This window comes from Actinomadura bangladeshensis (genome assembly GCF_004348335.1).
GTDB lineage: Bacteria > Actinomycetota > Actinomycetes > Streptosporangiales > Streptosporangiaceae > Spirillospora > Spirillospora bangladeshensis.
Map to the genome: position 1 here is coordinate 1 of NZ_SMJW01000128.1, position 22901 is coordinate 22901.

Consider the following 22901-nt stretch of genomic DNA (forward strand, 5'->3'; position numbering starts at 1 on the left):
CGTGCGGGGAGGTCTCGCCCGAGCGGGTGGCGGCCGTCCGGGAGAAGAACCCGTCGCTCCGCCTGCGCCGCTTCACCGTCACCCAGGCCGACTAGGCCCGCGCGGGCCGGGCCGGCCCGTGTATCAAGGTGGCAACGGTCGGACATTCTCCGTGTCCGGATGGACGCCGAGCGTGACGATCGGAGTGTGCGCCTCTCCTCCAGCCTTCCGCCCGCCGGATTCACCCGCGCCGAGCCGAGCCCGCCCCGGCGCCGTGCGCTGCGCTCGCCGCTGCTGCCGGTGCTCGCGCTCGTCCTGGGCGCCGGTCTGGTCCTCGGCATCGGTTACGGGACGACGCGGACGGCTCCCGTCCGGACGGTGACGCCGGACGCCGCCACGCCGTCACCCTCCGCCGCGCCGCCCGCGCCGCCGCCCGCGCCGCCGCAGCGACGGCCCGAGCGGGGCGGCAAGGCGTCCGCCGCGCAGGCGAAGCAGCGGACTCCCCGTCGCGCGCACCCCGTCCGGCCGCCCGCGCACCGCCCTTCCGCTCGCCCGCATCGGCCGGGGCCCCGCCCGCCCGCGCATCGCGGGCCGCGCAAGACCCGCACCGCGCGTCCCGCGTCCCCGTCCTGGATCGCCGCGGAGTGCCGGCGGCGCTACCCGCACGACCCGCTGCGCAGGCGGGCCTGCGTCGCCGTCCTCGCCGACCGGTTCGGACGCTGATCAGGCGGCCTCGGAGGTGAGCAGGCGCTCGACGTGCTCGCGCAGCCGCGGGACGTCCACGCCCGCCTCCGCCGCGAGCCGCACCGACAGGAAGTCCTCGTCGTGCAGGACGCCGAGCAGGATGTGCCCGCTGCCGATCTCCCTCTGCTTGAGCCGGATCGCGTGCCGCAGGCTCAGCTCCAGGGCCTTCTTGGATTTCGGGGTGAAGGGGATGTGCCCCTTCCGGTACCGGTGCAGCTTCCCCGCGGGGACGTCGAGGGCGCCCTCGCCGAAGCTCTCCTCGGTGGCCTCCCGGACGGCGTCGAGGTCGATGCCGATGCTCTTCAGCGCATCGGAGTCCAGGACCTCGCCGCCCGTCCCGTTGACGCGGGCGATCCGGGTCCGCAGGTCGTCGGCGGCGAGCCCGTGCTCGCGGAGCGTGCGCCCCATGGCGTCGTCGGCCGCCACCAGGGAGAGCAGGACGTGCTCGGTGCCGATGTGGCGGTCGTGCAGGGCCCGCGCCTCCGCCTGGGCGCCGGTGACCGCCCGCCGCGCGCTCTCGGTGAAACGCTCGAACATCGTTCACTGCTCCTTTTTCAGAATCCGGCGCCCGCCGCCGTGCTTCTTGTGGACGGCCTGCCGGCTCACGCCGAGGCAGACCGCGATCTCCTGCCAGGACCAGCCCTGGTCGCGGGCGCTGGCGACCTGCAGCGCCTCCAGCCGCTCGGCCAGCTCGCGCAGCGCGCGCACGGCCCGCAGGCCCACCGCCGGGTCCCGGCTGCTCGCCTCCTGGGCGAGCTTCACTCCATCGCTCATGCCGTCAATGTAGGTTGACATCGCGACTCTGTCAACTGATGTTGACATCCCTTCGCGGCTCAGCGGACGGTCAGCAGCGTGGTGAGCAGGTCGTCCAGGCTGACCAGGCCGGCGATGGCGCCGTCCGGGGCGACGGCCAGGCCCAGGTGGCTGTGGTGCGACTTCAGGATCGCGACGGCCTCGCCGACCGGGGTGCCGACCGGCATCGCCGGGACCGGGTGCGCCAGTTCCCCGGCCGGCCGCGCGCTGCCCCGCGCCCGGGCCAGGTAGGCGTCGCGGACGTGCACCATGCGGGCGGCGCCCGGACGGCCCGCGCCGCGCAGCATGAGCCGGGTGTGGCCGGTGCGCGCGGCCGTGTCGACGACCTCCTGCGGCGACGCCGTCGCCGGCACCGACACGATGTCGGAGACCGGGACGACGAGGCCCGCCAGCGGTGCGCGCGGCGCGTCCAGCGCGGTGGTGAGCAGCGTCAGCTCGTTCTCGGCGATCAGCCCGAGCCGCCGCGACTCCTGCGCGATGCTGCGCAGCTGCTCGGGAGTGCGCGCCACCTCCCGCGACTCGGCGGGCCGGACGCCCACGGCGCGCAGCAGCAGGTTCGTCGCGCCGTTCAGCGCCGCCAGCGCCGGGCGGGAGACGGTCGCGAACGCGCGGAACGGCAGTGCCAGCACGGTCGCGGAGCGCTCCGGGTCGGCGATCGCCCACGACTTCGGCGCCATCTCGCCGACGACCATGTGCAGGAACGTCACCAGTGCCAGGGCCAGCACGAACGCGACCGCGTGCGCGGCTCCGCCGGGCAGCCCGGCGGCGTGGAACAGCGGGGTCAGCGCTCCCGCGAACACCGGCTCGGACACGAGGCCGAGGCCGAGCGAGCACATCGTGATGCCGAGCTGCGCGCCCGCGAGCGTCAGCGACAGCTCGTCGATCCCGGCGACGGCGGCGCCCGCGGCCCGCCCGCCGCGCGCCGCGGTGCGCTCCAGCCGCGGCCGCCGCGCCGCGACCAGGGAGAACTCGGTGGCGACGAAGAAGCCGTTGCCGGCCAGCAGCGCCAGCGTGACGAGCGCGCCGAGGGCGGGGCTCACCGGTCCTCCCGGGCGGTGTCGACGGTGCGGACGCGGATCAGCTCGGGCACGTGCCGGTGGATCGTCAGGACCTCGATCACGGCCGTGCGGGGCGGCTCGTCCAGCCGCTCCGGGGGGATGTCGACGCGCACCACGTCGCCGGGCCGCGCGACCCGGCCGAGCCGCTTGAGCAGCAGCCCCGCCACGGTCTCGTAGTCGCCGTCGGGCAGCTGGACCCCGGTCTCGTGGGCGACCTCGTCCATCCGCAGCCCGGCGTCGGTCGTCCACCACTCGCCGCTGCGGATCGCGAGCTCCTCGCCCGGCTCGTTCTCGTCGGCGATCTCCCCGACCAGCTCCTCGGCGACGTCCTCCCAGGTCACGATGCCGGCGAAGCCGCCGTACTCGTCCACCACGCAGGCCATCGGCTCGCCGGCGCCCTGCAGCCGCCGCACCACCTCCGGCAGCGGCAGCGAGGACGGCAGCAGCAGCGGCGGCCGCGCGATCTCCCCGACCGGGGTCCGCCCGGCCGCCTCCGGGGCCAGCGTGATCAGCTCCGCCAGCCCGACGACGCCGACGACGTCGTCCACGCCCGCGCCGAGGACGGGGTAGCGGGTGTGCCCGCTCGCGGAGACGACGTCGCTCAGCTCGTCCGCGCGCGCGGACGCCGGTACGGTGACCACGTCCACCCGGGGCACCATGACCTCCTCGGCGTCGCGCTCGGCGAAGACCAGGGCGCGCTCCAGCAGGTCGACGTGCCCTTCCGGCAGCTGCTCGCCGGACTCGCCGATGATGTGCCCGAGCTCCTCCAGCGTCGCGCCGTGGTGCAGCTCCTCCACCGGCTCGATGCCGACCGCGCGCACCAGCCGGTTCGCGGACGCGTCGAACAGCCTGATCAGCGGTCCCGCCACCGCCAGGTACACCAGGGTGGACGCGGCCAGCGCGCGGGCCAGCTGCTCCGCCCGGGCCAGCGCGAAGTTCTTGGGGAACAGCTCGCCCAGCACCATCTGGACCACGGTGGCGAGGGCGAACCCGACGGCGACCGCCACCCCGGCGGCCGCGGCGTCCGGGACGCCTGCGGCGCGCACCGCCGGGTCGAGCAGATCGGCGAGCGCCGGCTTGGCGATGAACCCCACGACCAGTGCGGTGACCGTGATGCCCAGCTGGGCGCCGGACAGCATGAACGACAGCCGCCCCATCACCCGCACCGCCCGCGCCGACGCCCGGTCGCCCTCGGCCGCCCGCTGGTCGAGGGCCGGCCGGTCCGCGGTGACGAACGCGAACTCCTGCGCCACGAAGTAGCCGGTCGCGGCCGTCAGCACCAGGACGGCCAGCAGCCCCAGCGCGCCGTTCACCCGCACTCCCTCCGCCGCGCACCCCGCCGGCCCCCGCCGGGGGCCGCCGTTCAAGATCCTGCTTACCCCGGCGGGGCGGTGTCTCTCCCGATTCCGGCACGGTTATCGACCGCTCTGCGTGGAATGAACCCTGGCACGGCCACAACGCGGCCGCGGTCACCGGCGCGAGGAGGCGCCGCGGGCCGTGGGTCATGACGCGGTGGGGAGCAGGCGATGAACGAACAGCACCGTCCCCGTCCGGTGTTCGATCCCGCCCTCGGCGGCGACGACCGCGCGCTGCTCGCGGCGGCGCCCGGGCGGCTCGCCGCGGCGTGCGCGGCGGCGCCCCCGGCGCCGCGGCTGCGCGCCGCCACGGTCCTCGCGCGGCTGCTGTGGATCCCCGCCTTCGCGGTCTTCTACGGCGTCCTGCCCGGCGGCTGGCTGCGGCTCTGCCTCCTCGGCTCGCTGGACGAGGACGAGCTGCCGGGCGGCGCGGCGCGCTGGGGCCGGCTGCCCGTCCTCGCGATGATGCTCACGCCCGCCGTGCAGATCCTCCTGGTGCTGCTCGGCCAGGCCGAGGCCGCCGTCGTCCTCGCCGCCGCCAGCTTCACCGGCTGGGTCCTCGGCGCGCTGCGGCACGTGCGGGAGCCGGCCGCCGCCCGCGCCGCCCGCGAGCACCACGGCCGCTACCTGCTGCCCGCGGACTTCGACCGCCCCGCCGCCGGGCTGCTCGTCCGCGCCCAGCGCGCCATCGACGCCGTGTTCGGGTCGCAGGCGCACGGCGCCGGGCTGCTGGACGCCGTCAACAACACCGTCGTCCTGCCCGTGCAGGAGTGGTCGATCGCGAGCGCGCTCGCCGAGCACACCCGGCTGCGCCGGGAGCGCGCCGCCCAGCAGCCGGAGCGGCTCTCGCCGCGCGTCCGGGCGCTGCTGGAGCCGCAGGACCGCGCGCTGGAGCTGTCGGTCCGCTCGGTCACCGGCCGGATCGAGGCGCTGGAGGCGTACGCGCGGTGCGCCGCCGAGGCCGACGACGCCTACCACGAGTCGCGGGTGGTGCAGGCCCTGCCCGAGCAGAACGCCCGCTACCGCGACCTCCTGGCGAGCACCGTCGGGGACGAGATCGCGGGCGCGGAGATCCGCGGCCTTGCCGAGGACGCGCACCGCACCGAGACCGCGCTGCGCGCACGCGTGACGAGCGCGCTGCGGGCCGGGCACGACCTCGGCCCGCCGTCCACCGGGCCCGTCGTCCGCTGAGCCCGGGGTCAGTTCTCGGCGAGCACGATGACGCGGTCGTCGGCCGCCAGCGTCAGCGGCGCCGCCTTGTCCGGGTTGAGGATCACGCCGTAGCCGGGCGGCTCGTGGAACCGCGCGGTCAGCCGGTAGCCGAGCGCCACCTCGCCGCGCCGCCGCGCCGACTCGATCAGCGTCGCGAAGTTCGCCTCCGCACCCGGCACCAGGTAGTCGCATGCGGGCTTGAGGTAGATCTCCGAGCCGGCCGGGTCGAGCAGGTCCACGAAGACGTCGTACAGGTGCCGGTTCTCGCTCAGCTGGGTCAGCATCAGGCTGATGAGCTTCTCGCTGACGATGAAGTCGTCGGCCTTGGTGACCTGGGCGATCTCGCGGTTCGCGTCGTCGTTGATCTCGCTGACGATGGCGAACGGGTCGTTCCGGGGGGTGTGCGGGTTCGCCGCCCCGCGGGAGGGCGGGTCTCCGGGGGCGCCCAGGGCGTCCTCCATGTCGCGGAGGTGCAGCAGTGTCACCAGGGTGCGGGCGTCGGCGTGGTCGCGGTCGTGGCCGGCGTCCGACAGCACGATGACCTTCTGGTAGGCGCCCACGCCGAGGGACTCCAGGGACGGCCGCTCGGTCGGCTCCGCCCGGACGAAGTCGATCTTGAGGTTGGCGGGCGCCGGGAGGCCGGCGGTGGGGTCCTCCCGCGGCGCGGCCACCACCAGCTCGGACCCGGCGGCGAGGAACTCGTCCAGCAGCTCGATGATCTTCGGGGCGCGGTGGTTCCAGCCGAGCATCAGCGTCCGCTCGGGCACCGGCTCCCGCGCGACCGCCGTGCTGATCGCCTCCTCCCGGACGGGCGGGGGCGCGCCGCTCGCGAGCCTGATCAGCAGGTCGTCCTCGGCCAGGACGATGATCTCGTCGTCGGCGCGGAGCACGGTGTCCATCGGCGGGTTGAGCAGCACGGTCCCGTCGGCGCGCCGCAGCCCGCCGGGGACGCCGAGGTCGTAGGCCGACAGCGCCTCCCCGAACGGCCGGCCCGCGAGGGACGGCTCGGGCCGCATGTAGAACTCGTGGCCGACGAAGTCGAGCAGCTCGGTGCAGACCTGGGAGAGGCCCGACTGGCGGTGCGACTGCACGATCAGCCGGATCGCGACGTCGTCGGCGTCGATGACGTGCGCGCGCTCGCCGCCGGCCAGCCGGGCGGCGGGCAGGTTCGCCGAGTCGTGTACCGCGGCGACGACGTGCGGGCCCTGCTCGCCCCAGTTGCGGGCGCCGAGCGCCAGCAGCACCTTGATGACGCGGGTGTCGGCGTCGGCCAGCTCCGGCGTCACGATGAGGATGGACCGCGCGGTGCCGGGGCTGACCAGCTCCACGTCGGCGACCTTCAGCGGGTCGCCGGTGCGGCACACGATCCGGGTGCGGCCGAGGTCGCCGACCCGGGCGCGGATCGCGTCCTCCATCTCGACCTTGTCGCGGTCGGCGAGGATCGCCACGCACGACCGGCGCCGGCTCTGGTTGGCCTCGACCAGCTCGGCGACCACGGTGAAGACCTGGTCGGACCAGCCGAGCAGCACGGTGTGGCCGTGCTCGACGATCCGCGACCGGCCCTTGCGCAGCTCGCCGATCTTGGCCTCCAGGCCGGTGGTGAGCACACCGATCAGCGAGCTGACGATGAAGATCCCGCCGACGGTGGAGACGAGCATCAGCGCGAGGAACGGCCCCGTGCCGGTGTCGTCGCCCATCGTCCCCGGGTCCAGCGTGCGCAGCAGGCTGCGCCACACCATGCCGGGCCAGTCGCCGTTCTCCTCGCTGTCGCGCGGCGCGAGCACGACCGCCGCCGTCGCCACCACGACCACCAGCGCCACCGAGGCGAGGCCGAGCCAGCCGATGAGCGCGGGCGTCCCTTTCGACATCGTCCGGTCGAACCAGTACCGCATCCGGTCCCGCCGCCTCACAGGTGCCAACCGGCCCGCCCTCCTCGCCGTTGCCCGCCGTCGCTATTGCGGTGTCTCACACCATTACCGGGCATTATCCCCTAATAGCGATTTGCCCGGTGCGCACGTAAGGGGCCGGGGTGTGAGAATTCCACCCCGGCCCCTCGGTGCCGTGCCGGAACGCCGCCGGCCGCGCGGCCGCTAGTGCGCGGCCTCGTACTGCTCGATCACATTGGCGGGGATACGCCCCCGCTCATTGACCTTGATGCCGCGGTTCTTCGCCCACTCGCGAATCTCGGCGGAGCGCTCGCGGCTGCCGGCGGTGCGGGACCCGCGGCCGGTGCGGCCGGCGGGCTTGCGCGCCTTGCGGGCGCTCGCGACGAACGGCTCCAGGCCGTTGCGCAGCTTGGCGGCGTTCTTCTTGCTCAGGTCGATCTCATATGCGGTGCCATCGATGGAAAAGCTGACGGTCTCGTCAGCCTCTCCGCCGTCGATGTCGTCCACGAGAAGGACTTCGACCTTCTGTGCCATGCGGGGACTCCCTCTAGCTATGCGTCCGGCTTGGCGTCCGGATGTGCCTCGATGAATGCAGCATAGACCTCATCCGATATCTTGCCACGTTCGGAGACTTCGATGTCCTGACGCAATGCCCACTCGCGGACATCGCCGTTCGTGTAGCCCTTGATCTTCGCGGTGCGGGACTTGCGGCCCTTCCCGGCGGCCTTCACCTCGGCGGCGTTCTCGATGAAGGGCGCGAGCGCGTCCAGCATCTCGTTCAGCCGCTTGTAGTTGTCATCGCTCAAGTCGATCGTGAACGTCCGACCCAAGACTTCGAAGTCTCGCTTTACGACATCGTCGCCTTCGGAGCCGTCGATGTCGTCCACGCGAATGACCTTCTCGGCCATGTGCTCTGTGTCTTCCTTCCCCTGGCCTGCGCGGCGCCCCTCGCCTGCGCGGCGATCCCGACCGTAGCGGATTCCGGGACGTCCATGGACGGGACACGGGGAGGAGGGACGTGCCGGGATCAGCCGCCGCGGCGCTGGATCCAGGTGTGCAGGAGCAGCATCATCTCCAGCCGGATCTCCGGGTCCTCGATGTCGAAGTCGAACATCTCGTGCAGCTGCCCCAGCCGGTAGCGGACGGTCTGCGGGTGCACGCACAGGACCTCGGCGGCGCCGGTGGCGTTGAAGCCGTGCTTCATGCACTCCAGCAGCGTCACCGCGAGCCGCACGCCCTGGCGCGTCCCGGCCTCGTCCAGCGGGGCGAGCCGCCGGGCCGCCACGATCGCGGCGAGCGTCCCGCCCTCGCGCAGCAGCAGGCTCGGCAGGTGCTCCTCGGCCCGGACCAGCACCCCGCCGCGCCGCGCCCCCCGGCCGGCCGGCGCGGCGGGCGCGAGGTCGAGCGCGCGCCGCGCCCACAGCAGCGACGTCCCGGCCTGCTCCGCCGGGACCGACGGGCCGATCGCGCCGGTCCAGCCGGCGAGCGTCGCGGTCAGCTCCTCGATCCGCCCGGGGCCGTCGGGGTCGGGCATGACCAGGCAGGGGCGGCCGTGGTCCAGCCCGCTCAGCAGGGACGGCGGCAGCCCGGCGGGGCCCTCGCCGCCGCTGCCGGGCCGGGGCCGCAGCACGATCACCGCGAGGCGCCGCGGCAGCGGCCAGCCGGCCCGCGCGGACTGCTCGCGGGCGACCTCGGGCGGGGCCGGCGGGTCCGACAGCAGCAGCGACAGCAGCCGGCCGCGGCGCTGCTCGCGCTCCCCGGCCGCCTTCTCCCTGGCCCGCGCGTAGCCGTGCGCCGCCGCGGACGCCAGCGCGTCCAGGTAGGCGAAGTTCGCCTCGGCGAGCAGGCTGATCAGCGCGCGGGGGCGGCCGAGCCGCTCGGCCTCGACCGCGAGGTGCCGCCAGGCGATCCGCGACCCGACCCGCATCGCGTTCTGCAGGTGCTCCAGGCTGCGGCCCTCGACGGCCTCGCCGTAGCCGACGTCGAAGAAGACCTGGTACACCTCCTTCCACGAGGCGTCCGGGTCGGCGATCATGTGCACGAAGTGCTCCATCGCGTGCGCGACGGCGGCCTCGGCCACCCGCCGGTAGGCCGCGTCGCCCGGCCGGTCGTACTCGGGGACGTGCCGCAGCACGCCCTTCACCATCACGCCGAGCAGGTCCGGCAGGCGGGGCCGCATCCAGCGCGCCTCCTCGGCCGGGACGTCCCGCCACGGCTCCTCCGTCAGGCCCTCCAGGACCGGTGATCCGGAGTGCGCGTCCTCGTACGCCGCGGTCACGGTGCCACCTCCCGATCGCCTTTCGCGAAAGCGCTCCCCGGGCGGCCGGCCGCCCGGTCGTCTCAACCTAGGCACGCCGCGCGGCGGGCGACACTCAGCCGCCTTCACCGTGCCGGGCGCCGTTTGTCAGCGCACTGACAAGGGGACCGCGCGAAACGGAAACGCCCCACCCGGCTCAAGTTCCCGTCAAACAGCGCATACCGGCCCGAGCGCGGGGTAGCCGCCGGGCATGCCCATTCACCGTTGAGGGAGTTGCATGATGGCCGATCGCGCCGGACGCGAGGATCCGAAACAGGAGCAGATGGCCGGCAGGCGGGTGAGCCCGGAGGGGACGCAGCTCACCACCGATCAGGGACTCCGGGTCGACGACACCGACAACTCGCTTTCCGCGGGCGAGCGCGGCCCGTCGCTGCTGGAGGACTTCCATCTCCGCGAGAAGATCACCCATTTCGACCACGAGCGGATTCCCGAGCGGGTGGTGCACGCGCGCGGCTCCGGAGCGTACGGGCATTTCACGCTGCACGAGTCGCTCGCCGAGTACACCACCGCCGAGTTCCTCACCGACACCTCGCTGACGACGCCGGTGTTCGTGCGGTTCTCCACCGTCGCCGGATCGCGCGGCTCGGCCGACACCGTCCGGGACGTCCGCGGCTTCGCGACGAAGTTCTACACGCGGCAGGGCAACTTCGACCTCGTCGGCAACAACATGCCGGTGTTCTTCATCCAGGACGGCATCAAGTTCCCCGATTTCGTCCACGCGGTGAAGCCGGAGCCGATGAACGAGATCCCGCAGGCGCAGTCGGCGCACGACACGCTGTGGGACTTCGTCCAGCTCCAGCCCGAGACCATGCACATGATGATGTGGGTGATGTCGGACCGGGCGATCCCGCGCAGCTACGCGATGATGCAGGGGTTCGGCGTCCACACGTTCCGGCTCGTCAATGCCGAGGGCCGCGGGACGTTCGTGAAGTTCCACTGGAAGCCGAAGCTCGGCACCCACTCGCTCGCCTGGGACGAGGCCCAGAAGATCAGCGGCAAGGACCCCGACTTCAACCGGCGCGACCTGTGGGACCGGATCGACGACGGCGACTTCCCCGAGTACGAGTTCGGGGTCCAGCTGGTGGCGGAGGAGGACGAGCACAGGTTCGGGTTCGACCTGCTCGACGCGACCAAGATCATTCCGGAGGAGGAGGTCCCGGTGCGGCCGGTCGGCACGATGGTGCTGGACCGCAACCCGGAGAACTTCTTCGCCGAGACCGAGCAGGTCGCCTTCCACCTCGGCAACGTCGTGCCCGGCATCGACTTCACCAACGACCCGCTGCTGCAGGGGCGGCTGTTCTCCTACCTGGACACGCAGCTGATCCGGCTCGGCGGCCCGAACTTCCCGCAGATCCCGGTCAACCGGCCGATCGCGCCGGTCCGCAACCACCACCGCGACGGCTACCACCAGATGGACGTCCACCCGGCGCAGGCGAGCTACCACAAGAACTCGCTGTCGGGCGGCTGCCCGGCGGTCGGCGGCGCGGGCTCGTTCAGCCACTACCAGGAGCGGGTGGACGGCAACAAGATCCGCAAGCGGAGCGAGAGCTTCGCCGACCACTACTCCCAGGCGACGCTGTTCTGGAACAGCATGGCCGACTGGGAGAAGGAGCACATCGTCGGCGCGTTCCGGTTCGAGCTCGGCAAGTGCGACCACATGCACGTCCGGGAGGGCGTCGTCGCGCACCTCAACCACGTCGACCACGACCTCGCCGTTCAGGTCGCCGAGGGCATCGGCGTGGCGCCGCCGGAGGCGGCCGTGACCGCCAACCACGGCCGCAGCTCGCCCGCGCTGAGCCAGGCCGATTCGCCGGCCGACTCCGTCCAGGGCCGCAAGATCGCGATCCTGGCCGCGGACGGTGTCGACGCGGGCGCGGTCACCGCGGTCGCGGACGCGCTCACCGGGGCGGGCGCGGTCTGCGACGTCCTCGCCGCGAAGGACGGCCGCGTCCGGGCGGACGGCGGCGGGCAGGTCGAGGTGACCCGGGCCATGCCGACCGTCGCGTCCGTCCTCTACGACGCGGTGTTCGTGCCGGGCGGCGAGGAGAGCGTCCAGACCCTCGCGCAGGACGGCGACGCCGTGCACTTCGTCGCCGAGGCGTTCGTGCACTGCAAGGCGGTCGGCGCCCTCGACGCCGGCATCGGGCTGCTGGAGCGCGCCGGGATCACGACCGTCGAGTTCGCCGACGGCAACGTCGTCAGCGACGACGGGGTCGTCACCGGCGAGGGGCCGGCCGCGCGGGAGGAGCTTCCCGCCAGGCTGATCGAGGCCGTCGCGGCGCACCGGCACTGGACGCGCGACAAGGCGCACGTGCCCGCCTGACGGCGGGACGCGCCCCGCCCGGGGAAGCGGGGCGGATCGGGGGACGGGGCCCGGTCCGGCGGACGAGCGGGACCGCCGGGCCGGGCCCCGCCCATGGCCGCTTTCTGCCAATTATTGTGTGGGCAACCTCACAGGGTGCGGTGTATCCGTCCTAATTTGAACGAAATTGTGAAAATATATCTTGTGCGACCGGCGCGCTAAATCGCTCCGGCCGGCGCGCCGAAACGCGCGCCTATCGGTCCGCATTGCGGCCGGATGACGTGCGCGGTCGGCCCTCCCGGCCGCCGCGCCCCGCCGTGCAAGCGGACGCTGACATGCGGTTTCCGGGCCGGGACGGCCGCGCGCGGAGGCCTCCCGGCGGACGGCCGGTTGCCGGACTGGGCAGCCCGGCAGGCCCCGGACTGCCCAGGGGTGCAGTTCAGAGATTCCCATTTCTGTAGCAAGATGACGCCCGTCCGGTCGGCATATCCGGCCCTTCTCCGGAAGGGCGCCCGGGGTCGTTAATTGGAGGGAGCGTCCATGACCGCGTCCGTTATCGAGCGATTCCGCGAGCTGGTCGTCGACGAGTCCGATCCCTTCTACTTCGACCACCCGCTCGACCATGTGCCGGGCATGCTGCTGTTCAGCGGCCTGCTGGAGCTGGCGGCCCGCGCGGACGGGCTGCGGGCGGGCGGCCGGCGGCCGGCGCGGGTCGCCGCCGGGCTCGACTTCACCCGGTTCTGCGAGCTGGACCGCGGCACCACGCTGTCCTGCCGCCCCGTCCCCGGCCGCAACCGCGCCTGGACGGTCGCCGCGCGGCAGTCCGGCCGGGAGGTGTGCGGCGGGTCCATCGCGTTCGCCGACGCCGGCCCGGCGGTGCCGCCGGCCGCGCCTCGCCCGCCGGCCCCGGCGCGGCCGGCCCCCGCCCGCCTCGTGCACCGGGACAGGCCCGGCAACGTCCTGGTCGGCGCGCCGGTGCGGCGCGGCCGGAGCGTGGTCGAGTGCGCGGTCCTGCAGCCGGAGGGGGCGCGTCCCGGCGAGCCGCGCGGGCCCGTGGAGATCGTGGAGGCGGGCCGGCAGTTCGCCACGATGCTGGAGCACGAGGAGCACGGCCGCCCCATGGACGCGACGCTGCTGTGGGTGATGCTGCGGCTGGACGTCCCCTACCGCGTCGGCCGCGACGTGCCGCTCGTGCTGCGCTGGCTCACCGCCCGCGCGCCCGGCCGCCGCTCCCGCTGCGCCGCGGTCCTCGCGGACGCCTCCAGCGGCGCCGATCTCGGCTCCCTCACCTACGAGGCGTACGCCGTGGACCCCGAGCAGTACGCGCGCACCCGGGCGCGGTGAACGCCGCGATGAGGTTCGTGACGCTCGCCCCCCGCCTGCTCTTCACGCTGGGCGCCGGGGTTCTGACCTGCGGGATCGCCCTGCACGCGGGACGGGACGGCGCGGCGGGGACGCTCGCGGCCGGACTGCTGGCGGCCTACCTCGGCTGGCTGCTCCTGGAGGCCCCGGTCACCTTCCGCCGCTCGCCCGCCCCGCCCGCCGACACGCGCACGCTGCTCCCGTACGCGCTGGCCCGAGTCCTGCTCGTCGCCGGCGCGTCGCTGCGGCCGCTGCCCTGGGACCGCTGGACGCCGTGGCTGCTCGCCCCCTGCGCCGTGTTCGCCGCCGGCGTCGCGCTGCGGCAGGCCGCGATCCGCGCGCTCGGCCGGTTCTACTCGCACCACGTGATGCGGCAGGACGGCCACCGGGTCGTCACGGGCGGGCCGTACGGGGTCGTCCGGCATCCGGCGTACGCGGGGATGCTGCTCGCCAACCTCGGCTTCACCGCGTTCTTCCCCCATCCGGTGACCGTCGCGGCGCTGCTCCTGCTGGCGGGCGCCGTGGCCCGGCGGATCCGGGTGGAGGAACGGGCGCTCCTCGACGTTCCGGGCTATGCGCAGTACGCCGCCGGAAGGCCGCGCGTGCTGCCGGGAGTGTGGTGACGGTGAGCGAGATCGGGCACAAGTTCGCGCGGCTGGAGGCGCTGCGCGCGGCGGGGCTCCCCGTCCCGGACCTGTTCTGCCTGCCGGCGGCCGAGTTCGACCGGGCGCTCGGCGCGCTGCCCCTCCCGCCGCCCTCGGCCGCGCCGGCCGCCGACTGGTGCGCCTCGGCGGCGTCGGCGCTGGCGAAGGCCGTCCCGGGCGAAGACCTCGCCGCCGGGCTGCTGGCCGCCTTCGACGACCGCATCGGCCCCGGTGGCATGGCGGCCGTGCGCGCGTGCGTCGTGCCGGGACGCGGCGGCGGGGGAGAGGACTCCGAGGACGACCCGTTCGCCGGGATGAGCGACAGCTTCCTGTACGTCCGGCGGGACGGCCTGCTGGAGGCGGTGGCGCGCTGCTGGGCGTCGGCGTTCAAGCCGGGAGCGGTCCGCTACCGGGCGCACAGGGGGCTCGATCCCACCGCCGCGCGGGTCGCGGTCGGCGTCCAGCGCATGGTGCCGGGGACCCGCTCGTTCGTCGCGTTCACCCGCGACCCCCGTGACGGGACCCGGCACCACATCATCGCCGCCGCGTACGGGATCGGTGAGGGCGTCGTCCAGGAGAGGGCCGACATCGACCATTACTTCGTCGACCCGGTGACGGGCACCGTCCGAGCCGAGGTCGCGACCAAGCGGCGCATGGTCGGGCCGCCCGCGGAAGGCGAGACGGACCCGAGGGTGGCCGAGGTGCCGGAGAGGCTCGGCGGCGTCCCCGTGCTGACCGACGAGGAGGCGCAGCACGTGGCCGACCTGGCCGCCCGGGTGGAGGAGTACTTCGGCCGGCCGCAGGACATCGAGGGCGCCTTCACCGCGGACGGCGCCGTCCACCTCCTCCAGGCGCGTCCGCTCGCGGAGAGCGCGCAGGACGACGGGCCCCGCGTCCACTGGGGGAACCACAACATCACCGAGAGCTTCCCGGGAGTCTCGGGCGCGCTCACCTACTCCCAGGCGCGCGTGTTCTACGAACTGGCCTTCACCGACCTGTACCGGCGGATGGGCGTGCCCGCGCGGCGGCTCCGCGCGGACGCGCACCGGCTGCCGCGCATGGTCGGGCACCTCGACGGCCGCGTCTACTACCGGCTGGACGACTGGCAGGAACTGCACGGCCGGCTGCCCGTGTTCGATCTGATCCGCGCCGGATGGGAGGACGGCATGGGCATCACGGGCGATGTCCGCGCGGCGCGGCGCCGGTCGCGGGCCCGGGCCGCCGCGGCCCTGCCCGCGGTGGCCCTGCGCGCCGCCGGTCACCCGCGTGCCACCGCGCGCTTCCTGCGCTGGTGGGACGGTGTGATGGACGAGGTCCACGCCCCGGCCGCCCGCCCGCTCGCCGAGCGGCCGCCCGAGGAGCTGATCGCCCTGTACCGGCGGGTGTGGGCGGAGGCGTCGGTGCGCTGGGGCGTCACGCTCGCGAACAGCGTCTACGGCCTGCTCGCCCTGCGCGCCGGCACCGCGCTGCTGCGCCGCTGGGCCGGCGCCGGGCCCGAACTGCTCGCCGGCCTGCTGTGCGGCGGCCGCGAGAGCCGCTCGCTCGCCGCCGTGCGCGCCGCCGTCGCCCTCGCCGAGCACGCCGCCGCGGTCCCGGACCTGAAGGCCGCGCTGCTCGCCGCCGGCCCCGCCGGGGAGGACGGCGGAGACCGCCTGCGCGCCGTCTGGGACGACATCGCGGCGGGCCGGCACGGCTCGCACCTGGCCGCCGAGTCCCGCGACTACCTGCGGCGCTACGGCGACCGCGCGATGCACGACCTCAAGCTCGACGCGCCCACGCCCCGGCAGCGGCCCTGGATGCTCGCGGAGATGCTCGTCCCGCTCGTCCGGCAGGGCGCCACGGTCGCCGGCAGCCGCGCCGGCGAGGCGCGCGCGGCGGCCGAGGCCCGGCGGCGGCTGCGGTCGGCCTGCCGCGGCCCGGCCCGCCGTGCCGTGCTGAACGTGCTGCTGGCCGCCATGCGCCGGCTCGTCCGGATCAGAGAGGACACCCGGTTCTGCCGCACCCAGCTGTTCGGGCTGTCCCGCGTGATCCTGTGGCGGCTCGGCGCCGACCTCGCGGAGGCGGGCGCCCTCGACGACCCGGTGGACGTCCTCGACCTCACCGTGGAGGAGGTCCTCGGCGCGTTCGACGGCACCCTGCCCGGCTCCGGCCCGTGCGGGCTGCGCGGGCTGGTCGCCGTGCGGCGCGCCGAACGCGACCGCCACCGGGGCGCGCCGCCCCCGCCCGCGCTGCTGTCGCTGCCCGCCGGGCGTCCCGTCGCGGCGGCCCTCGCCGGCGCCCGCCCGGCCGGCGCCGCCGGGGGCCGGGACGGGGACGTGCTGCGCGGGCTCGGATCGAGCGGCGGGACCGTCCGGGGCCGCGCCAAGGTCGTCCTCGACCCCGGCGTCCCGCCCGGCGACTGCGCCGGCCGGATCCTCATCGCCAGGGAGACCGACCCCGGCTGGCTCTCTCTCATGATCGCCGCGTCCGGCCTGGTCGTCGAGCGGGGCACCCTGCTCTCGCACACCGCCGTCACCGGACGGCTGCTCGGCGTGCCGGCCGCGGTCGCGGTCGGTGGCGCCGTCGACCGCATCCCGGACGGAGCGTGGATCGAGCTGGACGGGCGCGCCGGCACGGTCCGGATCCTGGACGACCGCGCCCGCTGATGACGGGCCGCGCCGGACGCCGCCGGCGCGGCCCCTGACACCCCGCAGCACCAGAGGAGTCGGCACGTGGACGAAGGAGTGTTCGGCAGGGCCGCCCAGGAACGGGCGATCGCCGAGATCGAGGCGGAGGTCGCGCGGCTGTGCGAGCTGCTCGCCGAGGGCCGCGCGATGGGCCTGGACGACGGCCGGGAGATGGTCGGCGGCGCCATGTCGGAGTTCCTGCTGGAGTTCTTCGACCTCGTCCGCGCCAAGGGCTCGGGACCCGGCATGCGCGGAATGATCACGCTGCCGCTGCTGGTGCACGGCGCGGAGACCGGCGAGCCGGCCCCCGCCGCGCCGATCGCCGTGGTCCACCTGCTGTGGTGGGCGTCCGCGCGCCACCTCGACGACCTGACCGACGCGCCGGGGGCGCCCGGCGCGTCCGGCGCCGCCGCGGGCGCGAAGGTGCTGACCGCGCTCGCCGTCGGCAGCCACCTGCCCGCCCGGCTCCTCGCCGGCCTGCCGGTGCCCGCCGCGACCCGCGCCGCGCTCGGCGAGGAGCTGTCGCGCGGCTGGCTGGACGCCGTGGACGGCCAGCTCCGCGACCTCACCGGCCGCGCGGCGGCGGCCACGCCCGACTCCGTGCTGCACGGCTACGCGGGCAAGACCGGCGCCCCCTACGCGATGGCCGCCGCGGCGGCGGCGTGCCTGGCCGGCGCGGACCGCGGCCGCACCGCCCGGTGGCGGGCGTTCGGGCGGTCGCTCGGCGTGCTGCGCCAGCTCGTCAACGACCAGCGCGACCTCGCGTCCGGCCGGCACGAGGACCTCGCCAACGGCACCGCGACGTTCCTGCTCGTCCACCTGCTGTCCGCCCTGCCCGCCGGGCGGCGCCGGGAGGCGCTCGCGCTGCACGCCGCCGCCCGGCACTCGGCGGCCGCGCGCGCCGAGCTGGCCGCCCGGATGCTGGACGAGGACGTCCTCGACTCCTACGCCGCCGCCGTCGCGCCGCTCGTCGAGCGGGCGCACGGCCTCCTCGACCAGCTCGGCGGCTCGAGCGGAGCTCGCCGATCGATCGGCGGCGAGCCGGGCTGCGTCCGGGAGCTGCACGGGCTGGTCGACGAGACCGTCGGCCACCTGCCCGGGTTCCGGCTGGCCGTGGCCTAGGGAGAGGACGCGATGACCGCTCCCTGCGGACTCTCCGACATCCTCGTCTCCGGCGGCCCGCGGGTCGCCACCGCGATCGGCGAGGCCCTGCACGGCCACCCCGCCTACCTGCCGATCCGGCGCGCCGCCGGCCCGATGTTCGGCGGCCGCGGCGAGACCTGCACCCGGCTGATCGCCCTCGTGCTCACCGGCGGGCCGCTGCCGGCCGACGACCTCGGCCGCTTCCGCGACCTCGGCGTCCTCGCGGCGCGGCAGGCGATCCCGCTGCCGGTGCTGTCGGAGGTGTGGGACCTCGCGCTCGCCGCCGCCGCCCGCACCTGCTGGACGATCGCGCCCGCCGGCCACTTCGCCGAGATGGCCGAGCTGACCGCGCACGCGGCGCGGCTCGCGATCGGCGCCCGGGAGGCGTGCATCCAGGGCTACGCGGAGGCGCCCCGCGAGGGCGGCCGGTCGCGGCCGCTGCGCCGGCTGCTCGCCGAGACCCTGATCGACGGCGCGCCCGCGGGCGTCATCGCCGAGGCGGCCGGCGTCCGGCTCGCCCCCGCCTACCTCGTGCTGCTGTGCGAGGCGCCCGCCGCGGCCTCCTGCTGGGAGCGGGCGAGCGAGCGCCTGGACGGCTGGGACGGCGTCCTGTACTCCGGCGACCTGTCCGGCCTCATCGCGCTGTTCCCGGCGGCCGATCCGCTGTGCGCCGAGAGCCGCGCCGCCGAGTTCACCGCGTCGCTGGCCGCCCGGGCGCGCGGCCCGGTGCACGCCGCGGAGGCGTTCCGGCGCGGCCTCGCCGGCATCCCCGAGGCGCTGGAGGAGGCGTCCCGCGTGCTGACCGTCGCCAAGGCCATCCCCGACGCCGAGGACCGCCCCTACCGGGCCGACGAGCTGCTGGTCGAGCTGGCCATCCTGGACCAGCCCGCGATCCGCGGCCGGCTCGCCGCCGTGCTGAAGCCGCTCGACGCCGGCACCGACCTGCGGCGCACGCTGGAGGTGCTGCTCGCCTGCAACCTCGACCGCGAGCGCGCCGCCCGGGAGCTGTGGATCCACCGCCGCACCCTGCACTACCGGCTGGACCGCATCCGGGACCTGTCGGGCGTCGACCCCAGCTCGGCGCGCGGCATCCAGCTGTTCCGCGCCGCGCTGACCTCGGCGCGGCTCGCGAGCGACCGGGCCCCGCGCACGGAGCGCGACGGGCACCGCGCCGAGGAGACCTCCCTGCCCCCGCCGCTCAGCGCCTGAAGGAGACCGATGGACTTCCCCCTGCCGCACCGTCCGGGCGTCCCGCTGGACGAGGGGCACCTGCGGCTCCTGCGCGCGCGGCCGCTGGTCCCGGCCGCGGTGGCGGGCCGCGACGCGCTGCTCGTGACCCGGCACGCCGACGTCCGGGCGGTCCTGTCCGACGACCGGTTCAGCCGGGAGGCGTGGCACGGCGGCACCCTCTTCGCCCGGACGCCGGAGTCCCTCGCCCTGGCCGCCGCCGACCCGCCGGTGCACACCCGGCGCCGGCGGGCCGTCCGGGCGTGGTTCACGGCCCGCCGCGCGGAGGCCGGCCGCCCCCGCGCGGCGGCGCTCGCCGGCCGCCTGCTGGACGGCATGGCGGCGGACGGCCCGCCCGCCGACCTCGTCGCCCGGTTCGCGACGCCGTTCCCGTACGCGGCCGTTTGCGGCATGCTCGGCGTCCCGGCCGGCGACCTCGGCCTGCTGCTGCCGTGGGCGAGCGCGCTGATGTCGGCCGGCCACCACCCCGAGGAGGAGGTCGCGGCGGCGCACGAGGGCATGCGGGGCTACTTCGCCGAGCAGGTCGCGGCCCGCCGGGCGCTGTCCGGCGGCGACCTGCTCACCGCGCTCGTGCACGGCTCGGACCTGACCGACGAGGAGATCACCGTGTTCGGGGCGGGGCTGCTGATGGCGGGCGGCGAGACCACGTCCGCCTTCCTCGGGGCCTGCGTGCTCGACCTGGCGTCGCGTCCGGGGCTCGCCGCCCGGCTGCGCGCCGACCCGTCACTGATCCCGTCCGCGGTCGAGGAGTACCTGCGCTGGGTCTGGTTCGCCGGCACCGGCGGGCATCCGCACGTCGCGCTGGCCGGCGCCGAGCTCGCCGGGACGTCGATCGCGCGCGGGCAGGTCGTGGTCCCGCTCACCGATGCCGCCAACCGCGACCCGGCGGCCTTCCGGGGAGCCGACCTTTTCGACCCGGCGCGGTCCCCGAACCCGCACCTCGGCTTCGGCCACGGCCGCCACAGGTGCCTGGGCGCGCACCATGCCCGCGTGCAGCTCCAGACCGCGCTGGCCGCGCTCCTCCGCCGGTTCGACGATCTCGCTCCGGCGGTGGACCCCGCGCACCTGGCCTGGCGCGAGCGCATGTTCCTGCGCGGCGTCTGGCAACTCCCGCTCACCTGGTCCGGGCGAACCCCGCGGTGAGCGGCGGGCAGGTACTGCCGGGCGGTGCGATGAGGGGATGGAGCGTCCGGGCCGGCCGGTTCGTTTTCGGGAGCTATGCGCCTCTGCCGTCCGCGGTGTCCGCGGTGCTGTGGGCGTACGGGGTCACCGGGCTGTTCGCCGCCGTCGACCCGTCGGGCTCGGGGTGGCGGCCGGGAGGCGGGACGGCGGTCGCCGCGGGGACGCTGTTCGTCGACCTGCTGCTCATGCGGGCACTGGACGACGTCCGCGACCTCGACTACGACCGGCGCTTCCATCCCGGGCGTCCGCTGGCGTCCGGCGCGGTGCGCGTGCGGGACCTCGGCGTGCTGTACGGCGCGGGCGCCATGGTGCTCCTGGCGCTGAACGCGGTGTGGCCGTGGCGGGCCGGCGTCCTGACCGTCCAGCTCGGCTACGCGGCGGCGGCCGTGTGGGCCTACCGGCGGTGGGGGCGGCCTCCGGGCGACAGGCTGTTCACGAGCCTGCTGGTGAGCCTGCCCGCGCCCGTCCTGCTGCACCTCTACCTGTACGCCGGCTACCTCGACTCGGCCGGGCACGGCCCCGATGCGTACGGCCTCGTCGCCCTCGCGGTGGCGGTGCCGGCGGCGGGTCACGCGGAGCTGGCAGGGAAGCTCACGCGGGTCCCGCAACCGGGGGAGCGGACCTACGTGACGGCGCTCGGCCTCACCGGCGCCCTCGCGCTCGCCCTCGCGGTGGCCGTGCTGTCGGCGGGGCTGCTCGCCGCCTTCGCCAGGCCCGGCTGGTGGACGCTGGTCGCGGTCGCCCCGCTCGCCGTCCCGGCGGTCGCCGCGCGGGACTTCGCGCGCGGGCGCGACCGGTGGCCGCGCCCCGCGATCGCCGCCTACCCGCTGCTGGTCTTCGCGGCCTGCGCCGCGCTCGGCCTCGCCCGCTGACGGCGCGGCCGTCCCGCGCGTCAGGCCAGGCCCATCTCCCGCCGGACGTTCGCGAACTCCACCGCCATCGCGTCCGCCAGCGCGCGGGCGCCCGACAGCGGCCGCACCATCACGCAGAACTCGTCGATCAGCCCGGCGTCGTCGTGGTGCAGGAAGTCGCAGCCGTGCACCTCCCGGTCGCCGACCCGCGCCTTGAACACGAGCGCGTGGTCGCGGCCGTCGCCGATCTCCCGGACGTAGCGGAAGCCGGTGAACACCCGGGTCACCGCGCGCAGGATCGCGGTGACCGCGGCCCGCCCCTCGTACGGCGCGAACGCCACCGGGCTGAGGAACACGACGTCCTCGGCCAGCAGCGCCGGGAGGGCGTCGATGTCGCCCTTCTCAATGGCCGCGCGGAACGGGTGCATGGGGCCCACCTCCAGGCTCGGATCATCGGCTCGCCCCGTGGGACGTGGCGAAAGCCTAGAGGGAGCGGGGCCCGGCCGCGATCACCGCGTGCCGCGTCAGGTGCCCGGCCGCAGCAGGATCTTGATCGCGCCGTCCTGCTTCTTCTGGAACATCTCGTACGCCTGCGGCGCCTTCTCCAGCGGCCAGCGGTGCGTCGCGAGGTCCATCACGCCGAGCGGGTCGGCGTCGTCGGAGACGAGCGGCAGCAGCTCGTCGATCCACCGCTTGACGTGCGCCTGGCCCATCCGCAGCCCGATGCCCTTGTCGAACATCCTCAGCATCGGCATCGGGTCGGTCATGCCGCCGTACACACCGATGACGGAGATGGTCCCGCCGCGGCGGACGATCTCGATCGCGGTGTTGAGCGCGGCGAGCCGGTCGACGCCGACGCGCTGCATCACCGGCGCGGCGGACTTCCCCGGCATCAGCCCGGTGAGGGTCTGCGCCAGCTTCGCGCCCGGCGAGCCGTGCGCCTCCATGCCGACCGCGTCGATCACCGAGTCGGTGCCGCGCCCCCCGGTGAGCTGGCGGACCGCGTCCGGCACGTCGTCGGCGTCGTCGGCGTCGATCACCTCGATGCCGTGCCGGCGGGCCATCTCCAGCCGCTCCGGCACGAGGTCGACCGCGATCACGCGGTGCCCGCGGTGGCGGGCGATCCGGGCCGCCATCTGGCCGATCGCGCCGAGGCCGAGCACGGTGACCGTCCCGCCCTCGGGGATCCCGGCCCACTCGACGGCCTGCCGCGCGGTGGGCAGCACGTCCGACAGGTAGACGAACCGCTCGTCCGGCGGGCCCTCCGGCACCTTGATCGGGCCGAAGTGCGCCTGCGGGACGCGCAGGTACTCGGCCTGCCCGCCCGGAACCTGCCCGTAGAGCCGCGTGTACCCGAACAGGGCCGCGCCCGAGCCCTGCTCGCGGACCTGCGTCGTCTCGCACTGCGCGTACAGCTGCATGGTGCACATGTGGCAGCGGCCGCAGGAGATGTTGAACGGGATCACCACGCGGTCGCCCGGCTTGACGTGCGCGACGTCCGGGCCGGTCTCCTCGACGATGCCCATCGGCTCGTGGCCGAGGATGTCGCCCTCGCTGAGGAACGGCCCGAGCACCTCGTACAGGTGCAGGTCCGATCCGCAGATGCCGGACGAGGTGACCCTGATGATCGCGTCGTCCGGTTCCTTGAGCTGCGGGTCGGGCACGGTGTCGACGCGGACGTCGCGCTTGCCGTGCCAGGTGACGGCCTTCATGTTGCTCCTCCTCGGACGCGGTGGGCCCCTCCGGGCCGCCCTACCCCGACGAGCGGGGCGAAACGTCCGTCAGGGGCAGCGGTGGGCGCGCGCCGCCGCGCGGACGGCGGCGACCCGGGTGGCCCACAGGTGCGGCGCCGCGAGCCGGTACGCCTCCGGCCCGGGACCGGGCCGGAGCCGGAATCCGCGCGCGTCGCGGGCCTCCCAGCCGGTGCGGCGTCCGCACAGGTCGAGGACGTGCGTCACCGTCCCGGCGGGGTGGCCGTCGTGCCGCAGGTGCCAGCGGTGGGCGTCGCGGTCGGCGAGGGTGAACTGGTACAGCCGCCAGCCGGGGGCGACGCGGTGCGCCAGGTCGAGCGTGACGAGCGGCTGCCCGTCGCTCCGCTCGCGGGCCGGGGGCGGCGCGGGCCCGGCCGGAGGGGAGCGG

The 22901-nt window shown here is 75.3% G+C and carries 21 protein-coding genes; 10 read left to right on the forward strand and 11 right to left on the reverse strand.

Translation table 11 applies throughout. The features are described from left to right. Nucleotides 1-159: 159 nt before the first annotated feature. Nucleotides 160-702: a hypothetical protein gene (locus E1284_RS23415; protein ID WP_131942277.1), complete on the forward strand. Its 543-nt coding sequence runs from the start codon at nt 160-162 to the stop codon at nt 700-702. Here E1284_RS23415 and E1284_RS23420 read toward each other — a convergent pair whose 3' ends face one another. The 4 genes from E1284_RS23420 to E1284_RS23435 are packed head-to-tail and all read right to left on the reverse strand — an operon-like array spanning nt 703 to nt 3907. Continuing rightward, a complete protein-coding gene (locus tag E1284_RS23420) occupies nt 703-1260 on the reverse strand; it encodes a Clp protease N-terminal domain-containing protein (protein ID WP_131942278.1) in 558 nt (185 codons plus the stop codon). It lies immediately after the preceding gene. Nucleotides 1261-1263: 3 nt separating this feature from the next. Next, on the reverse strand, nt 1264-1497 hold the full coding sequence (locus tag E1284_RS23425) for a helix-turn-helix domain-containing protein (protein ID WP_131942279.1): 234 nt from the start codon (nt 1495-1497) through the stop codon (nt 1264-1266). 59 nt (nt 1498-1556) lie between these two features. Next, the gene (locus E1284_RS23430; protein ID WP_131942280.1) at nt 1557-2576 is read right to left on the reverse strand and encodes a hemolysin family protein; all 1020 of its coding nucleotides are present in this window, start codon (nt 2574-2576) and stop codon (nt 1557-1559) included. Next, the gene (locus tag E1284_RS23435) at nt 2573-3907 is read right to left on the reverse strand and encodes a hemolysin family protein (RefSeq protein WP_131942281.1); all 1335 of its coding nucleotides are present in this window, start codon (nt 3905-3907) and stop codon (nt 2573-2575) included. The genes E1284_RS23430 and E1284_RS23435 overlap by 4 nt, the downstream gene beginning before the upstream one ends. Before the next feature lie 213 nt (nt 3908-4120). On the opposite strand from E1284_RS23435, the gene E1284_RS23440 reads away from it, so the two are divergent. Then, complete coding sequence (locus E1284_RS23440) at nt 4121-5140, forward strand: hypothetical protein (protein ID WP_131942282.1); 1020 nt, start codon at nt 4121-4123, stop codon at nt 5138-5140. Nucleotides 5141-5148: 8 nt separating this feature from the next. On the opposite strand, the gene E1284_RS23445 is transcribed toward E1284_RS23440, so the two are convergent. From E1284_RS23445 to E1284_RS23460, 4 genes are all read right to left on the reverse strand, one after another. Beyond that, nucleotides 5149-7080: a CASTOR/POLLUX-related putative ion channel gene (locus E1284_RS23445; RefSeq protein ID WP_424923499.1), complete on the reverse strand. Its 1932-nt coding sequence runs from the start codon at nt 7078-7080 to the stop codon at nt 5149-5151. A 171-nt stretch (nt 7081-7251) separates the two neighbouring features. Further along, a complete protein-coding gene (locus E1284_RS23450; protein WP_131942283.1) occupies nt 7252-7581 on the reverse strand; it encodes a histone-like nucleoid-structuring protein Lsr2 in 330 nt (109 codons plus the stop codon). 17 nt (nt 7582-7598) lie between these two features. Further along, complete coding sequence (locus E1284_RS23455) at nt 7599-7955, reverse strand: histone-like nucleoid-structuring protein Lsr2 (protein ID WP_131942284.1); 357 nt, start codon at nt 7953-7955, stop codon at nt 7599-7601. Between the two features lie 119 nt (nt 7956-8074). Further along, the gene (locus E1284_RS23460; protein ID WP_243714690.1) at nt 8075-9325 is read right to left on the reverse strand and encodes a PucR family transcriptional regulator; all 1251 of its coding nucleotides are present in this window, start codon (nt 9323-9325) and stop codon (nt 8075-8077) included. A gap of 256 nt (nt 9326-9581) precedes the next feature. Here E1284_RS23460 and E1284_RS23465 point away from each other — a divergent pair, with 256 nt between their 5' ends. The 8 genes from E1284_RS23465 to E1284_RS23500 all read left to right on the forward strand — a co-directional run bounded on the left by E1284_RS23465 (nt 9582) and on the right by E1284_RS23500 (nt 20783). Continuing rightward, nucleotides 9582-11687 carry a catalase gene (locus tag E1284_RS23465; protein ID WP_424923500.1) on the forward strand — a complete coding sequence of 702 codons (2106 nt, stop codon included), beginning with the start codon at nt 9582-9584 and terminating at the stop codon, nt 11685-11687. 519 nt (nt 11688-12206) lie between these two features. Then, complete coding sequence (locus E1284_RS23470) at nt 12207-13010, forward strand: AfsA-related hotdog domain-containing protein (protein WP_131942285.1); 804 nt, start codon at nt 12207-12209, stop codon at nt 13008-13010. Nucleotides 13011-13018: 8 nt separating this feature from the next. Further along, nucleotides 13019-13651 (forward strand): methyltransferase family protein, encoded by a 633-nt coding sequence (locus E1284_RS23475; protein WP_131942286.1) that lies wholly within the window; start codon nt 13019-13021, stop codon nt 13649-13651. 2 nt (nt 13652-13653) lie between these two features. Next, nucleotides 13654-16317 carry a PEP/pyruvate-binding domain-containing protein gene (locus tag E1284_RS23480; RefSeq protein ID WP_165965394.1) on the forward strand — a complete coding sequence of 888 codons (2664 nt, stop codon included), beginning with the start codon at nt 13654-13656 and terminating at the stop codon, nt 16315-16317. A 66-nt stretch (nt 16318-16383) separates the two neighbouring features. Further along, nucleotides 16384-17460: a polyprenyl synthetase family protein gene (locus E1284_RS23485; RefSeq protein WP_131942288.1), complete on the forward strand. Its 1077-nt coding sequence runs from the start codon at nt 16384-16386 to the stop codon at nt 17458-17460. Nucleotides 17461-17472: 12 nt separating this feature from the next. Beyond that, nucleotides 17473-18690, forward strand: a complete 1218-nt coding sequence (locus E1284_RS23490) for a PucR family transcriptional regulator (RefSeq protein ID WP_131942289.1) — start codon at nt 17473-17475, stop codon at nt 18688-18690. A gap of 9 nt (nt 18691-18699) precedes the next feature. Then, nucleotides 18700-19872, forward strand: coding sequence for a cytochrome P450 (locus E1284_RS23495; protein WP_131942290.1), 1173 nt, complete (start codon nt 18700-18702; stop codon nt 19870-19872). Nucleotides 19873-19967: 95 nt separating this feature from the next. Beyond that, on the forward strand, nt 19968-20783 hold the full coding sequence (locus tag E1284_RS23500; RefSeq protein ID WP_131942291.1) for a UbiA prenyltransferase family protein: 816 nt from the start codon (nt 19968-19970) through the stop codon (nt 20781-20783). A 20-nt stretch (nt 20784-20803) separates the two neighbouring features. Here the strand turns inward: E1284_RS23500 and E1284_RS23505 are convergent, their stop codons facing one another. The 3 genes from E1284_RS23505 to E1284_RS41710 form a co-directional block, all read right to left on the reverse strand. Continuing rightward, entirely contained in the window at nt 20804-21190 is a 387-nt protein-coding gene (locus E1284_RS23505; RefSeq protein ID WP_131942292.1) for a nuclear transport factor 2 family protein, read from the reverse strand. A 96-nt stretch (nt 21191-21286) separates the two neighbouring features. Then, on the reverse strand, nt 21287-22474 hold the full coding sequence (locus E1284_RS23510; protein WP_131942293.1) for a zinc-dependent alcohol dehydrogenase: 1188 nt from the start codon (nt 22472-22474) through the stop codon (nt 21287-21289). Between the two features lie 69 nt (nt 22475-22543). Beyond that, nucleotides 22544-22901: hypothetical protein (locus E1284_RS41710; protein WP_165965395.1), on the reverse strand; the 358-nt coding region annotated here is incomplete at its 5' end.

Coding starts and splice junctions, on each gene's coding strand:
- E1284_RS23455 (WP_131942284.1), bottom strand. CDS start 7,955: ATGGCCGAGAAGGTCATTCGCGTGGACGACATCGACGGCTCCGAAGGC.
- E1284_RS23490 (WP_131942289.1), top strand. CDS start 17,473: ATGACCGCTCCCTGCGGACTCTCCGACATCCTCGTCTCCGGCGGCCCG.
- E1284_RS23425 (WP_131942279.1), bottom strand. CDS start 1,497: ATGAGCGATGGAGTGAAGCTCGCCCAGGAGGCGAGCAGCCGGGACCCG.
- E1284_RS23415 (WP_131942277.1), top strand. CDS start 160: ATGGACGCCGAGCGTGACGATCGGAGTGTGCGCCTCTCCTCCAGCCTT.
- E1284_RS23505 (WP_131942292.1), bottom strand. CDS start 21,190: ATGCACCCGTTCCGCGCGGCCATTGAGAAGGGCGACATCGACGCCCTC.
- E1284_RS23495 (WP_131942290.1), top strand. CDS start 18,700: ATGGACTTCCCCCTGCCGCACCGTCCGGGCGTCCCGCTGGACGAGGGG.
- E1284_RS23420 (WP_131942278.1), bottom strand. CDS start 1,260: ATGTTCGAGCGTTTCACCGAGAGCGCGCGGCGGGCGGTCACCGGCGCC.
- E1284_RS23475 (WP_131942286.1), top strand. CDS start 13,019: ATGAGGTTCGTGACGCTCGCCCCCCGCCTGCTCTTCACGCTGGGCGCC.
- E1284_RS23440 (WP_131942282.1), top strand. CDS start 4,121: ATGAACGAACAGCACCGTCCCCGTCCGGTGTTCGATCCCGCCCTCGGC.
- E1284_RS23465 (WP_424923500.1), top strand. CDS start 9,582: ATGATGGCCGATCGCGCCGGACGCGAGGATCCGAAACAGGAGCAGATG.
- E1284_RS23470 (WP_131942285.1), top strand. CDS start 12,207: ATGACCGCGTCCGTTATCGAGCGATTCCGCGAGCTGGTCGTCGACGAG.
- E1284_RS23450 (WP_131942283.1), bottom strand. CDS start 7,581: ATGGCACAGAAGGTCGAAGTCCTTCTCGTGGACGACATCGACGGCGGA.
- E1284_RS23510 (WP_131942293.1), bottom strand. CDS start 22,474: ATGAAGGCCGTCACCTGGCACGGCAAGCGCGACGTCCGCGTCGACACC.